Annotated in this window: 14 protein-coding genes; 4 read left to right on the top strand and 10 right to left on the bottom strand. The window is 33.7% G+C overall.

Going from position 1 to position 14,859, the window contains the following annotated elements:
- Positions 1-179: 179 nt before the first annotated feature.
- Positions 180-1,040 carry an acetyl-CoA carboxylase, carboxyltransferase subunit beta gene (accD, locus tag HM987_RS02800; protein WP_179005028.1) on the top strand — a complete coding sequence of 287 codons (861 nt, stop codon included), beginning with the start codon at positions 180-182 and terminating at the stop codon, positions 1,038-1,040.
- An 83-nt stretch (positions 1,041-1,123) separates the two neighbouring features.
- Here the strand turns inward: accD and HM987_RS02795 are convergent, their stop codons facing one another.
- From HM987_RS02795 to HM987_RS02785, 3 genes are all read right to left on the bottom strand, one after another.
- Positions 1,124-2,017 carry a hypothetical protein gene (locus tag HM987_RS02795; protein ID WP_179005026.1) on the bottom strand — a complete coding sequence of 298 codons (894 nt, stop codon included), beginning with the start codon at positions 2,015-2,017 and terminating at the stop codon, positions 1,124-1,126.
- 295 nt (positions 2,018-2,312) lie between these two features.
- On the bottom strand, positions 2,313-3,440 hold the full coding sequence (locus HM987_RS02790) for a sensor histidine kinase (RefSeq protein ID WP_179005024.1): 1,128 nt from the start codon (positions 3,438-3,440) through the stop codon (positions 2,313-2,315).
- Positions 3,441-3,553: 113 nt separating this feature from the next.
- Complete coding sequence (locus HM987_RS02785) at positions 3,554-4,660, bottom strand: sensor histidine kinase (RefSeq protein ID WP_179005022.1); 1,107 nt, start codon at positions 4,658-4,660, stop codon at positions 3,554-3,556.
- Between the two features lie 192 nt (positions 4,661-4,852).
- Here HM987_RS02785 and rpsO point away from each other — a divergent pair, with 192 nt between their 5' ends.
- A complete protein-coding gene (gene rpsO, locus HM987_RS02780; protein WP_179005020.1) occupies positions 4,853-5,122 on the top strand; it encodes a 30S ribosomal protein S15 in 270 nt (89 codons plus the stop codon).
- A 327-nt stretch (positions 5,123-5,449) separates the two neighbouring features.
- Positions 5,450-7,705, top strand: coding sequence for a polyribonucleotide nucleotidyltransferase (locus HM987_RS02775; protein ID WP_179005018.1), 2,256 nt, complete (start codon positions 5,450-5,452; stop codon positions 7,703-7,705).
- 408 nt (positions 7,706-8,113) lie between these two features.
- On the opposite strand, the gene HM987_RS02770 is transcribed toward HM987_RS02775, so the two are convergent.
- From HM987_RS02770 to HM987_RS02750, 5 genes are all read right to left on the bottom strand, one after another.
- Positions 8,114-8,611, bottom strand: coding sequence for a hypothetical protein (locus HM987_RS02770; RefSeq protein WP_179005016.1), 498 nt, complete (start codon positions 8,609-8,611; stop codon positions 8,114-8,116).
- A 204-nt stretch (positions 8,612-8,815) separates the two neighbouring features.
- Entirely contained in the window at positions 8,816-10,306 is a 1,491-nt protein-coding gene (locus HM987_RS02765; protein ID WP_179005014.1) for an RNA-binding domain-containing protein, read from the bottom strand.
- Positions 10,303-10,887 (bottom strand): DUF4062 domain-containing protein, encoded by a 585-nt coding sequence (locus HM987_RS02760; protein ID WP_179005012.1) that lies wholly within the window; start codon positions 10,885-10,887, stop codon positions 10,303-10,305. Before HM987_RS02760 ends, HM987_RS02765 begins: the two co-directional genes overlap by 4 nt.
- Positions 10,888-11,122: 235 nt before the next feature.
- Positions 11,123-11,629 carry a hypothetical protein gene (locus HM987_RS02755; RefSeq protein WP_179005010.1) on the bottom strand — a complete coding sequence of 169 codons (507 nt, stop codon included), beginning with the start codon at positions 11,627-11,629 and terminating at the stop codon, positions 11,123-11,125.
- A 60-nt stretch (positions 11,630-11,689) separates the two neighbouring features.
- On the bottom strand, positions 11,690-12,034 hold the full coding sequence (locus HM987_RS02750; RefSeq protein ID WP_179005008.1) for a hypothetical protein: 345 nt from the start codon (positions 12,032-12,034) through the stop codon (positions 11,690-11,692).
- 368 nt (positions 12,035-12,402) lie between these two features.
- Between HM987_RS02750 and HM987_RS02745 the strand changes: the two genes are divergently transcribed.
- Positions 12,403-12,558 (top strand): T9SS type B sorting domain-containing protein, encoded by a 156-nt coding sequence (locus HM987_RS02745; protein ID WP_179005006.1) that lies wholly within the window; start codon positions 12,403-12,405, stop codon positions 12,556-12,558.
- 204 nt (positions 12,559-12,762) lie between these two features.
- Here HM987_RS02745 and HM987_RS02740 read toward each other — a convergent pair whose 3' ends face one another.
- Both HM987_RS02740 and HM987_RS02735 read right to left on the bottom strand, forming a co-directional pair.
- On the bottom strand, positions 12,763-13,302 hold the full coding sequence (locus HM987_RS02740) for a hypothetical protein (protein ID WP_179005004.1): 540 nt from the start codon (positions 13,300-13,302) through the stop codon (positions 12,763-12,765).
- Positions 13,303-13,552: 250 nt separating this feature from the next.
- Positions 13,553-14,716, bottom strand: a complete 1,164-nt coding sequence (locus HM987_RS02735) for a helix-turn-helix domain-containing protein (RefSeq protein WP_179005002.1) — start codon at positions 14,714-14,716, stop codon at positions 13,553-13,555.
- Positions 14,717-14,859 lie beyond the last annotated feature (143 nt).

Below are 14,859 nucleotides of genomic sequence, written 5' to 3'. Positions count from 1 at the left end.
TTTTAATGGGTTTTTATTTGCCTAGAAAATTCAAATTTTAAGATACTTTTCTCAATTTTTGAGTTATATTTAATAAAACAGTAAGTTTGCACCTTATACATTTGCAAACTACAACTAACTAAAACTAATAACAACGATTTTTCAAATCTAAAATCGTAAATCCTAAATATTAAATCGATATGGCTTGGTTTAAAAGAAAAGAAAAAGGTATACATACTTCTACGGAAGAAAAGAAAGACACGCCGAAGGGCCTTTGGTACAAATCTCCTACAGGAAAAATAATAGACACTAAAGAACTTGAACAGAATTTTTATGTAAGTCCAGAAGATGGTTATCATGTGAGAATTGGTAGTAATGAATATTTTCAGATTCTGTTTGATGATAATAAATATAAAGAGCTAGATCCTAATTTAACCTCTAAGGATCCACTAAAATTTGAAGACACCAAAAAATATCCGGACCGCTTAAAGGCCGCCCAAGAAAAAACCAATCTAAAAGATGCCGTACGTACAGCTGTTGGCAAATCTAATGGAGAAGATTTAGTGATTGCTTGTATGGATTTTAGTTTTATTGGTGGTTCCATGGGAAGTGTTGTTGGCGAAAAAATCGCTAGAGCGGCAGATTATTCCTTGAAAAAGAAAATCCCATTGATGATCATTAGTAAATCTGGAGGTGCCAGAATGATGGAAGCTGCTTTATCCTTAATGCAATTAGCTAAAACCTCTGTAAAACTAGCACAATTGGCCGATGCTGGCATTCCTTACATTTCACTATGTACAGATCCAACAACTGGTGGTACAACAGCCTCTTTTGCAATGTTAGGCGATATCAATATAGCTGAACCTGGCGCGTTAATCGGTTTTGCTGGTCCAAGAATTGTACGCGATACAACTGGAAAAGAATTACCTGAAGGATTCCAGACTTCCGAATTTTTATTGGAACATGGTTTCCTGGACTTCATAACACATCGAAGAGACTTAAAGAAAAAAGTAAATCTATATCTCGATTTGATAAAGAATCAACCCATACGAACTGCCTAAAAACATAAAGCGAGCCGTCGGTTACTGAGTGTAGTCGAAGTAGGCTCGCTTTTTTTATTCTAATCAACCGAAACTGACAATTACTAATTTAAAGTAATCGGTATTTCTACACCATTGTTAAAAGTAAAGGTGGCTTGGTCATCACACGCTCCATCTCCATAATCCAATATACCACCAAAATTGGTTCGTTGTACATCAAAAGTACCACTACCAAAATAAGGACAACTAACCGCTCTGCGTATAGGGTTTAACACGGTGTATGTATGAGAATTACCATTGACAAAAGTTGCGTTCCAATTCCCTGTGATTTCAAAAATATTGTCACTGAAATCAGCTGTACTAAATCCTTCAACCCATTCTCTAATTTTTGTACCTGCCCTTGCAGCTTCCGCTCCATTTGGCCAAATTACAGTGATATCTAGACTATGCGTAAACTGTGGGTTTCCGTTATCGTTAGATCGCTCCCTTAAAATAGAGCGACTTGCAACCACGCTTTTGGCATCAAAGTAAAAATCCAATAAATTATAGTTAATCATAATTTGTTGTGCTCCGGGATCTCTGGTATAATCAAATATTATTTGTCCGCGTACCAAATGTCCCCGCACTAGGCAACCTTCACTACCAAAATCTAAAGTGACCTGACGATAACTTTGTTGAGCCACAATCGTAATAGTCACACATCCTGGAATAGTTCCATCTTGTGGATTTCTATCGGCAATACCAGATTCTTGCTCTTCATAAACCTCAATAACGAGATCGCCCAAGACGATATCAATTTGATCGATTTCGGCTGAACGCTGTAACTCTAAAGTTGCTTCCAGTTGGCTTTCGGGTTCTATGGTATTACTGTCATTGCTACAAGAAGTAAACATTAAACTTAAAACCGCAAGACTTAGCACTGCTCTTTTAAATGAATTAAAATTTTTTCCCAAATCATTGCTTATCATTCTTTCGATTTTGTGATGTAATGTTTTCATGACAACTTTTTTTAATGTGCTCATAATAAGCTATTCACATGTAACGAGTTCATTGTTAATATATTGTTAAGACTAAGAGTTTAACAAAAGGTTTAATCATTGAAAAAAATTATTCATTTTTCCATTGAATTATGTGTTCTGAACCACGGTAATAGGATGTTTCCTTTGCATAACCATCTAGAATGAAACTTAGTATTTAGTACCATCAATTTCTTTAATTTACGCCACCCTTATGACATGAAAACAGTTTCTAGTAAGGTATTTATCGTTCTTAAAAAAATGGTATAATCTATTTTCAGCTTAAAACAGGATGCATATAATTTTTAGCACTTAAAAAGTAAATTGAAAAACATGTCCCTTTACCGACTTCACTTTCTACTTCCACTTTGCCGCCAATACTTTCTATATGGTTTTTGGTAATGTACAACCCTACACCTCTAGAATCATGATGTTCATGAAAAGTACCATTTAATGTAAACAATTTATCACTATGAGTGTTTAGATCAATGCCCAAACCATTGTCTTTTATCTTAAGAACCAAATATTCATCTTTCAAAGCACTCGTAAGCTCAATAATTGGTAATCTTTTCTCTGACTTATATTTTATGGCATTGGTTAGAAAATTTAAAATAATGCTATCCAAGTAAGCTTCTATACCCAAAATTTTCAAGTCTTTATCAACATTATTGATAATTGTACCATTTTCCTTTTTTACCAAGGCACTTACGTTATATATAGAATTCTCTACGTATTGGTAAAGTGATAACTGATTTAGCGCATTAAATTTCTTTGGTTTATCTAGTCTAATTAAATTCAAATGGTTAAGGGTTTCATTAAGATTAGACAATGAGTCCTTCAGCATCTTATAATTTTCATTCGAAATTAAGATGTCCTCTAATTCTTCTTCCAAAAATTCTGTAATAGAACTCAAATTACCAGCATGTGTCCTGATATCATGGGTGGCAATGTGTGCGAAATCCTTTAGCTTTTCATTTTGACCTTTAATAACATTCATTAAAAATTCCATGTGCCAGGTCGCCGATTTCTGCTCAGAAATATCTGTTATCTGTGAAATAAAATAGATAGGTTCATCAGTTTCGTCTCTCACTAAAGAAACCGATAGCAAGGCCCAAACCACATAGCCTTTTTTATGGAAATAACGTTTTTCAATTTGATAATTATTTATTTCCCCATCTATGAGTTGCTGCATAGATTTTAAATCCAGCTCCAAATCATCACGATGTGTTATATCCTGAAAACTCATTTGGTAAAATTCCTCCTTTGTATAACCCAATAAGTCCAGTACACTTTGATTCGCCTTTATCCATTTGCCTTTAGGACTAACAATTGCGATTCCACCATTGGCATATTTAAAAATGTTCTGAAAAAGTTTATTTTTATATAATTCAATTTGTTTTGGCATAGAAAGGATTCAAGTTAACATTCAAAAATAATTAAGATCAATAGGTACTATTAGCTCAAATGCATATAATTTTACAACTTTTAACCAAATACATCTGAGCGATGGTGCACTTTTTAAGCTTTCTTAAAACAGATAGAAAATTCGGTTCCAACATCAACCTCACTTTTCACTTCTATTTTTCCGCCTAACGATTCAATGTGATTTTTTGTTATAAAAAGCCCTATACCAATAGCATCTTTGTTATTATGGAAGGTTTTATACATTTGAAAAAGGGTGTCTCCAAATTTATCTAAATCTATACCAAGACCATTATCTTTAATAGTGAGTACCACAAAATCATCCTGAATAATAGATCTTAGTTCAATAATGAGCCTTCTTTTGTCTGATTTATATTTTATGGCATTGGTAAGAAAATTAAGAATGATACTATCGAGGTATGCTGGAATGCCTTTTATACAGACATCTTCATCAATTTCATTATATATTATGGCTTCTGCATTCTGCGCTAATGCAATAATATTATAGGTCGCTTTTTCCGCAAAGTCATAAAGATTAAGGGATTCCATTTTAGAATCTTCAATTTCCTTAATTCTTGCCACCTCGGTTAAATGAGATACTGTTTCTTGTAAATTTTCAATAGCCGTTTTCAATAATTGAAAATTCTCATTCTGGCTTAAATTAGAGTAATCCTCTTCTAGAAAGTCAGTTAAAGATGATAAATTACCAGAATGCGACCTTAAATTATGGGTCACAATGTTGGCAAAAGACGTCAACCGCTCATTTTGTTCTTTTGCGACCCTTAACATCAGCTTTAGTTTATCCTGACTTTTTTGGCGATTGGTCACATCGTTAAATTGCCAAATCATGTGAGGCCTACCTTCCTTAAAGTAAACTAAGGACACTGAAATCAACATCCAAATAATGGAACCATCTTTATGAAAATAACGCTGTTTTACACGGTATTTGTCAATATCCCCATTGATAAGTTTTTCAAATTTTTCTTCGTGAACCGCAAGATCTTCGGCATAGACAATATTATTAATGTCCATATTGAAGAGTTCCCATCTTGTATATCCAAAAATTTCGCAGACGCTCTCGTTGACTTTTAACCAATTTCCGTCTAAATTGACAATAGCAATGCCATTGTAGGTATTATTAAATGTGCGCTCTAAAACGTCGTAAGCGTTAGAGAAATTCCGCAGATGATTTGACACTTTCATTTGGTTAGAATTACAAGGATTAATCTACTGAAAGCTATTATTTAGTAAGGGTAAACTGAATTAAATTATGGTTACTATTGTATTTAACATCAAAAAGTTACGAAAAAAAACCCAAATCACAAAAAAACACTATATTTGCCGCTCGAAAGAAAGGCTTTCGTGTACATAAAAATCATTTACAATAATATTAGCATGTATTTAGATCAAAAGGAAAAGGAAAAACTTTTCAAAAAACACGGTAAAGATGCAAAGGACACTGGATCTGCAGAAGGACAGATTGCATTATTTACAGCAAGAATCAATCACTTAACTGAGCACTTAAAGAATAATCGCAAAGATTATAATACGGAGCGTTCATTAGTAAAATTAGTTGGTAAACGTAGATCATTACTAGACTACTTAACTAAGAAAGATGTCTTAAGATATCGTGCAATAGTGAAAGAATTAGGATTAAGAAAATAATCTCAATAAAAAGACCACGCCTAACAGCGTGGTTTTTTGATAAATACAAAGAAACTTCGGTCACTGAGCGAAGTCGAAGTGAAATAACGCAAACGAAAGCGTCTAAAATTCGAATTTAAAATTAAGCAGGTCCTGAAACACCTGGCTGCCGACAGGCAGGAAATCAGGACAATGGTTTTTCATTGGTCACGACTTAAGAGGTCACACAACAACTACACACAACAACACAACCCTGTCCGTCCAGTTAGGCGGAGACCATTGTTTAACAGAATTTTTGGTGGCTGAGCGTAGTCGAAGTCCCGGAAAAATTCAAGAATTAAAAAATTTATGATTCCAAAAGTTTTTAGAGAGGTCATTGACCTAGGAGACGGTAGAGAAATTTCTATCGAAACCGGAAAATTAGCAAAACAAGCGCATGGTAGCGTTGTGGTGCAGTCTGGAAAATGTATGTTATTATGTACAGTAGTTTCCAATTACGAACAAAAAGATCTTGATTTTCTTCCTTTAACGGTAGATTACAGGGAAAAATTTGCAGCGGCTGGGCGTTATCCTGGTGGTTTCTTTAAAAGAGAAGCAAGACCAAGTGACGGCGAAGTATTAACGATGCGTTTAGTGGATCGTGTTTTACGTCCATTATTCCCAAAAGATTATCACTCAGAAACACAAGTGATGATTCAATTAATGTCTCATGATGATGACGTTATGCCAGATGCCATGGCAGGATTAGCTGCTTCTGCTGCTATCCAATTATCAGATTTTCCATTTGAATGTGCCATTTCTGAAGCAAGAGTTGGCCGTGTGAATGGCGAATTTATCATTAACCCAACACGTTCGCAATTAGAAGAGTCTGATATCGATATGATGATCGGAGCTTCTGCGGATTCCGTAATGATGGTTGAAGGTGAAATGGATGAGATTTCTGAAGAAGAAATGACAGAAGCCATTAAGTTTGCGCATGAAGCTATTAAAGTACAATGTGCTGCACAATTGAGATTGGCTGAAGCTTTCGGTAAGAAAGAAACACGTGAGTATCCTGAAGAACGATCAGACGAGGATTTGGCTAATAAAATTCATGATATGGCTTACGATAAGGTATATGCCATAGCAAAAGCGGGATCATCGAAACACGAAAGAAGTGCTGCCTTTTCTGAAATCAAAGAAGAAATCAAAGCCACTTTTTCTGAAGAAGAATTAGAGGACTTTGGTGGTTTGGTTTCAAAATATTATCGTGCTGCCGAAAAAGCGGCTATTAGAGACTTGACCTTAAATGAAGGCCAACGTTTAGACGGAAGAAAAACCGACGAGATTAGACCGATATGGTGTGAGGTCGATTATTTACCATCTGTTCATGGTTCTTCAATATTTACACGTGGAGAAACTCAAGCTTTAGCAACCGTAACTTTAGGAACATCTAGGGATGCCAATCAAGTAGACATGCCATCTTACGAAGGTGAAGAGCGTTTCTATTTACATTATAACTTCCCTCCTTTTTGTACAGGTGAAGCAAGACCCATCCGTGGCACCTCTCGTAGAGAAGTTGGTCATGGTAACTTAGCACAACGCGCCTTAAAAGGTATGATTCCTGAGGATTGTCCTTATACCGTACGTGTGGTTTCTGAAGTATTGGAATCTAACGGTTCGTCTTCTATGGCAACAGTTTGTTCTGGTACAATGGCATTGATGGATGCTGGTGTGCAAATGAAAAAACCAGTTTCTGGTATTGCTATGGGATTAATTTCTGATGGAGATTCTGGAAAATACGCGGTATTGTCCGATATTTTAGGTGATGAAGATCATTTAGGCGATATGGACTTTAAAGTGACTGGTACTGCAGACGGTATTACCGCTTGTCAAATGGATATTAAAGTAAAAGGATTATCATACGAGATTTTAGTGAATGCATTAAAGCAAGCACGTAATGGTCGTTTACATATCTTAGAGAAGTTAACGGATACTATTGCTAAGCCAAACGCTGAAGTAAAAGAACATGCGCCAACAATGGTAACCAGAAGAATTCCAAATGAATTTATTGGAGCCTTGATTGGGCCTGGTGGAAAAGTGATTCAAGAAATGCAAAAGGAAACTGAGACCACTATCGTTATTAACGAAGATCCAGTAACTGAAGAAGGTATTGTTGAAATTTTAGGTGTTGGTAAAAAAGGTATTGAGGCTGTAATGGCAAAAATAGATGCCATTTTATTTAAGCCTGAAGTGGGTAGCATTTACGAAGTAAAAGTGATCAAAATGTTAGATTTTGGCGCTGTTGTTGAGTATATGGATGCTCCAGGAAACGAAGTACTATTGCACGTATCTGAATTAGCTTGGGAACGTACAGAAAATGTATCTGATGTGGTAAACATGGGCGATGTGTTTGATGTAAAATACTTCGGCATTGATTCTAGAACGCGTAAGGAAAAAGTATCCCGTAAGGCGATTTTACCAAAACCAGAAGGTTTCAAGGAAAGACCACCAAGAGACAATAACAGTCGTGGTGGACGTGATAACAACAGAGGAAGAGACAATCGCGGACGTGATAACCGACGTGATGATCGTAAGCCTAGACAAGACAAAAAAGAGGATTAATCTTCTTTAAGTTATATAACCCTAAAGTCCAACAGTAATGTTGGGCTTTTTTTATGTTCTTTATTGAAAATTCAAAAGACGGTAAATGCAGTCAATACTCTATAGGTGTAATTTTAATAAGAATTGGAAAAGCAGAGGGAATTACTAAAATAGTTAATCGCATAGGTGTATCACAGAACGATTTAGGGTAAATAGTAGTCCATTGGATAATACCATTAAAAAATACCTAATTCCGCAATCACAACTATCACAATAAATATTAATAGCTCTTTTGAGACATCTATAATATGTTTTAATAATTTCTTAAACATTGTGTTTAACGTTTTGGGGGCAGTTGAAAGTCTGCGTGGACTTTTGTAAGTAGGCTTAAACTAGCAATGAATTATATACGGTGTTCGCACAAGTTATTTATTCATCTCTAACTATTAAAGTCCAAATTTTTTTCATATTAAAACTCCGTTTAGATGTTCCAATCAAAATTACAGGAAAAGAAACAGATGCTAAAATTCCTGCAAATTCAAGTGCTTCTTGCGCTTTTGCTCCGCCATCAAAAATCCAAATGAACGGTGTTGCAACTAAAGCTAATCCAGCTCCAACACCTATGTACCCGAAAGGTTCGAGCCATCTTCTGTTCTTAAACCTGTCTCTTTTTATTTTATGTATTGTTAATATATCTATATTATTTACAATTCCTTTGTTGTCCCTAATTGTCAAATTATTTTCGTCAAAGTCAATTAATGTTCCTCTGATTTTCCTTTTTTTAGACACAACCAAGACAATCGGACTATTGAGTTTTATTAATTCAACCTTGTTTCTTTTTTTATGAACTAATTCAATCGTTTTTTCCTGACCGAATACAGAAACAGATAAAAATAGAGTTGTAAAAATTAGAAGTAGTAATTTCATTCAAATCTTTTTTAGTGAAGTTGGTTATCAATTTGTGCCTAAGGGTGTTCGTGTATGATTTCGTTGCGTGTTTAAGCACTAAAGTTAGCAAATAAATCACAGATAGAATGTCCGCGAGTCCCGATAGCTATCGGGATTCGTCAGTAGGCTATAACTAGCAATTAATCTTATATGGTGTTACCACCAGTGCTTCCTTGCTTTCTGCTATTTTAATTTTGATTTCATTTTCTTTGTTAAAAAATAACCTCCAGTATGAGCTGCCTCTCCTCTAAACTCAATTAAACCACCATCCTTTAGTTGCTTGATATATCTTTCCATACTACTCTCAGGTAAACCCGTAGCTTCTTTGTAATCAGGAACTCTATTTCCTTCATTAACTGAAATAGCTGTTAATAGAATAGCTAATTTATCTTTAACTCTTTTAGTTCCTCCTTCAATAGCTCCTTCAATAGCTCCTTCAATAGCTCCTTCAATAGCTCCTTCAATAGCTCCTTCAGTAGTTCCTTTAGTAGTACCTTCAATAGCACCACCAAGTTTAACATCACTAAAGAAAGTTAACTTAACAGTCTGTTTTCCTATTTCCCAAATTGGTGCTTTTATACCAGCTTGTTTACAAGCATCTATAATCTTTAATGTTCCTCTACCTATCTTTTCAATATAACCTCTAAGAAAAACAATATGTGCTATATCAGGATTATATGGCATTGATAAATGGCTCTTCTTTAATTCGCTTTGTTTATAAGGAGATTTACCACTATTTGTAATTTCTAGTTTGTCATTATAAACAATAATTGATAAAGCACTTGAAACTAAACCATATTCTCTATGCACTAAAGCATTCATAACACCTTCACGTAAAGCTGCCATTGGAAAAACATAATCATCTGTTCTTTTCCAATTGTTGTTTTCAAATTTTCGGCTAAACGATAAATGCTTTTCAAAGAAATTTTGAATGGCTTCAATATTCTTAAATAAATTACCTTCTAGTAGTTGGTCATCTTTAAAAACATCGCCTGTTTTTCCGTGACCTAGAAAGGCAACACGAACTCTTACTTGTGGTATAAACCGTGATGGTTTTTTTGCAAATAGAACAACAGCTGCGTTGGTAAAATTTCCATTTTGGAAAAGTCCATAATACGAAAGAAATTCAAGTGGCTCTTTTTTTATGTCTTTCATTTTATTGTCAGACAATGCCGCATCCATAGTTTTTTGAATTTCTTCAAAATCCAAATCTTCCAACTCTACACCTAGTGCTGCTTGCCGTTCCCAATGAATTTCAGTTTCCTGTCTTTTATGAATAAGCTCAGAAATTTCTTTAGATGATGCCTGAATAGTTCTATCATTTCTGCGATAATAAATGCTACCGTTAAAAATGTATGGTTGCTTTGAACCCTCCCAAACTTTGATAAGCAATAATTGCTTGTCACTATAATTTTCAACTGAAACCATTACAGGTGCTTCAGGTACTAATTCTTTAATCAAGTATTGTTCAATTTCAAACTGCCATTTATTTGCATTTATAATTCCCTTAATTTCTTTATTGTCAGTAATGCCAATGAGTAACTGACCGCCTTCGTTATTTAAAAAACCACAAATAGTTTTACCAATAACATCTTTACGAACAACTTCCTTAAAATCAAGCTGTTCGCTTTCGCCTTGTTTTATCAGGTCTTTTATAAGTTGTTCTGTTTTCATTGAGCTGGATTGTTTAAAATAGCTAATTCACTTTCTACACGTTTAATATCACGGAATAAAGTTTCAACGTGTCTTAATGCTTCGTCTGGTCTAAAAAACTCTTGTACCCAATGATATTTCCGTTCTTCATAGGCTAAATTAATTTGAACTGCATCGTTATACATATCAATCACTTTAACACTATCCATTACAGAAGTGGATTTAATTTCAAAATCGTTTCGTTGAGTTTTGGCTACATCGGAAAACATATATTGAGCAAGCAGTTTTCGTGAGAAAGTCACAAAACTATGAGCAATAAATCTTCGTGGTTTGTCAATGGCAATAGCTCTTTGAAATTCTAAATGTGTAATTCCAGTGCTATACATCGGATTGATTATGCCAAAGAAAATATCACATTCAGCCACAGCAGCAATACAAGCATCTGTGTTGTTCATTCCTAAAGGTGGATGAAGAGTGCCGTATTCGGAATTGATAACGTGGTAACCGTAAGCGTTCAAAATACCGCAAATTTGCAAAAGCAAATCACGGTTTTGATAAACTGTTGAGGCTACCATAATATTTATTTTTTTCTTTTTTGCCATTCACTAATTTTTCGAAATCAAATTTATCGATTTTAAATCAAGTTAGATCTGTTTATCTACTTTTCGTTTATTTCTTGTTGTATTGCCTGTCTTTTAGCATTGGTGGTAACGTGATTGTGTATGATTTCGTTGCGTGTTTAAGCACTAAAGTTAGCAAATAAATCACAGATAGAATGTCCGCGAGGACTTTCGTAAGTAGGCTATAACTAGCAATGAATTATACATATCTTAGCTACTAGCCCAATTCAGCTCTTGCTTCTGCGGTCAATAGCAATGTCATTAGTTTTAAACTTTTAGAATCTTTAAATCCAAGCTCTTTTCGCATATCTCTAAGAAAACCGTCGGCATTGTTCAGAATAGCACTTGTGTTTCCTTTATTAATATCAAGATTGTCCTCATATTCAACGTACTTTTTAATTAAGTCTTCACTTCCCCAATTCATTAAACCTTTCTTGAAAAGAGCCATTTCATCAGTTGCTTTCTTTGTAAGGCCATCTCGATTGTTCTTTACATTTTTAAAAATTTCAAAAAACGCATTATAAAAGTGTTCACAAACTTTTTGTTTTTCTTTTAATATGTGTAATTCATATTCTCTTTCTCGTGCCTTTTTATTATTTATGTTCACTGTCATTACCGAAGTAAATGCTGCAACTATTACTGCTACTATTCCAAGGACTGATATTTTTGATTCTAAATCATCGATGTAAAAAACACCCCAAATTGACAATGAAACTAAAATCAAAATTAGAATGAATAACCATATATTTATAAAGAAACTTTTCGTCATTTTTGTTGATGTTTTCTATTTATTAGAATTGTAAAATCTATAGGCTCTTTCAAAAATTCTGTTACCTAATTCAATTCCTTCCATTCCTACAAAATCATCCCAAGCAGAAGTTGGTGCAAACCAAACACATATGTTTTTAAAATCAGGAACGTTTTGTTGCTTTAGATCATATAATTCTTCTGAAAATGTTTTGTGAAATTCTTCTGCTGATAAAAAAACGCCTGAGTATCCACCACTATACTCAGCTACAAGTTTTTCTGCTGAATCTAAATCATCGAATAATTCAAATAGCTCGAATTTTTTCCATTCTTCGCTTTTCGATAATTTTTTCTTCCTTTTCCTGAATAATCTATTGAGCATTTTTTTCGGCTTGTAGCTAACTCGTTACATAAAAACTTTTGTTTATTATATCCCGTCATATTTCAGGGCTATCAAAACCTTTTTATAGTTTTTACAGGAGATAAAACTAAACAAAACAATCAAAACGTCTATACGTAAAGTTACGTATATTTTCATATAAATGAGATTAGTACTTTACTGTAGAATTGCTTCTACCCTATTATACAAGAAATAGGCTCGGAAACTCATATTAAAAAAACAGATATTTAACTCTCAAAATTAAATTCGTTTATTAGAAATATGTTCTCAGGTTTTAAATGGTTATCCTAGAATTATGAGCAAAAAGGAGCAGAAGCCAGTAGACAAGGCTAAAGACGAATTAAGGGTTTATGATGCAAGGAAAATTAATAGCTAGGATATCATCCTATGCGCCAGGGCGGAATGGACTTTACAATGGCATACAAATGATGTCAAATGATTATTGGTTCAGAACAGAACTCGGTAATGGCCGGACCTTTTCTGGGCATTTCTCATTAAAAAGATAATAAACCAAATTAAAAATGGAAATCACGTGATTAATCATGGACTAGTGACCGAAAATAGAATTGAAACTAAATAGGTCTCAATTTATGAAATCGAAAACGGATTAATAAACGGATTAATAAAAAGTGTACGGTTTGTTAGAGACTAACAAGTACAAAGAAAAACCACCGCCAACACCCCAACATATTGAACCTAAGATGTTCGTACTATTTATTACCCAGTTGGTAAACCATAGAATAGTTTTCCATCAATCCTAATTGCTTCTTATAATTATCCATTTTATAATCTATAGTTATTTTCTTTCTACTGGATCCTATAAGTGCGCCAATTATGCCACTGGGAATGCACGCAACAATGCCTCCTGCAGTAGCTTTCTCTTCCTTAGTTAAACTAAACCAGCCTGCATCATCATCTCCGTCGGACAAACCTATAACGTAGCCCATAGTAGCACCTGCCAATCCTGCTATTAACGAGGCCTTAGCCACTGATCCTCGTTTTCTTATTTTAATGATATTAATTTTCTCTGCAGGTACAAACACAAGGGTTTTCAAATCAATTTTTTTTGTTTTACTAATTGTAATGCCGTTTTCGTCCACATCATAAAAAAAACCTTTTACCTTCTCAGTATCCGTATGTACCCATACTTTATATAAAGCAACTTTGTTATTAGATTTACTCTGCTCTTGTCCATAAGATGCGACCGAAAAAAATAAAACTATAAAAATTTTTAATGCTAAAGTTTTCATGATTAATTGTGATTTTAGAGCAAGACCAACCCAGTAAAGTTCTAACTGTATTAAGATTAATTAAATATGCAGTATTTGATGTTATGTGTTTTAAACTAAGTGCATTATTTTAATCATATAAAACCCTTCAATTAGAAAACATTTGACACAAAACATAACTTGTGTCTAAAGTAGTATCTAGTCTAGAATTGGTATCCGAAATTCTCTTTAGAACCAGAAATAGGACATAGAAACAATGTTTATTAATAATTTAAAATCTACTACGATACGACGTTGGCGTTTCTGAAGTAAACTTTTTAAAAGCGGCATAAAATGTGGATTTAGAATTAAACCCACATTCTAAACCAATAGCCACAATGGTATATTGTTTAAATTCATCACTCAGCAATAGTTTTTTGGCTTGTTGAACCCGAAGCGAATTAATAAAATCCGAAAAATTATAGGCGCTATACGTGTTAATCACCTTAGATAGATGACTATTACTAATATTCAATTCTTCAGAAAGTAGGTCCAAGCTAAAAACTGGATCTAAAAATCGTTTGTTGTTAACCACATAATTTTTAATGGTTTCAAAATCTGCTCTATGTTTTTCTTCGAGTTTATCATTTTGTTTTTCAACTGAAATTACAAACAGGGTATTGGGTTCTCGGTTTTCAATTTGCCTTCGGATATGGATTCTATCATTGGTTGTTTTTGAATTAATCAACCCTTGATATCCCAGCCAATAAATTAGTATAGAATAGATGATTTTTAAGGGATCATAAAGCCATGCCTCCCGAGTAAAATAATAAATTACAACCGTAATTATCCATAAAACCATAATGCCTACACCAACCTTCAAGATGATTTTTACCCATTGAATATCATCAAATGACGCAATTTTGGATAACGCGTTTTTATCAAAGAACACCAACCTTATAATATGATAGAATATAAAAACGGCGTAAACTGCATTGCAAATTTCTTCCATGATAATATACTCACTAAAACGCAATTCAAAATCCTTACTAAACAGCATTAAACCAATTCTAATAAGGATTTCAATACCAAAAATCAGCAATGTGAATTTTAAATAGTTAGGATATTCGTCTTTAATTTTAAGGTAATAGATTAAAAAGACATAAAAGAAAGGCACTATTAAAAAATGCCAAGGAACAGCTAAGTAGATATAAAGAATTACACCAGATAAGTAATTTCCGTCATATACAAATTCCCTTATATTGTTTAGCGACAGACACAGCACTACGATGTTTAAGTACTTTATGGAAATATTAATTTTTTTTCTATTAAGAAAGACAAAAGCATTGAACACAAAACCCTGAACGATACCTATCAGAATGATTAACCGGATTATGATGTCATAATTCATGGTTTCAAAAACTGTTAATGGTTTAAAAATGAGTTTTTTAAACATTGAAGATAAGCAATTATAAATTGCTAAATCATTAAAATACTAATCCTGTATATTTTATCATATTGATTTTTAATCATTCAACTTCCTAATGTTAAATAAAAACAAAAAAGAATCTAAACTTAAAAAGCCAACGTACATCTGTT

This window comes from Winogradskyella forsetii, assembly GCF_013394595.1.
Taxonomy (GTDB): domain Bacteria; phylum Bacteroidota; class Bacteroidia; order Flavobacteriales; family Flavobacteriaceae; genus Winogradskyella; species Winogradskyella forsetii.
Note: the sequence above shows the minus strand (reverse complement) of the source record. Positions and strands in the feature narration are given on the sequence as shown.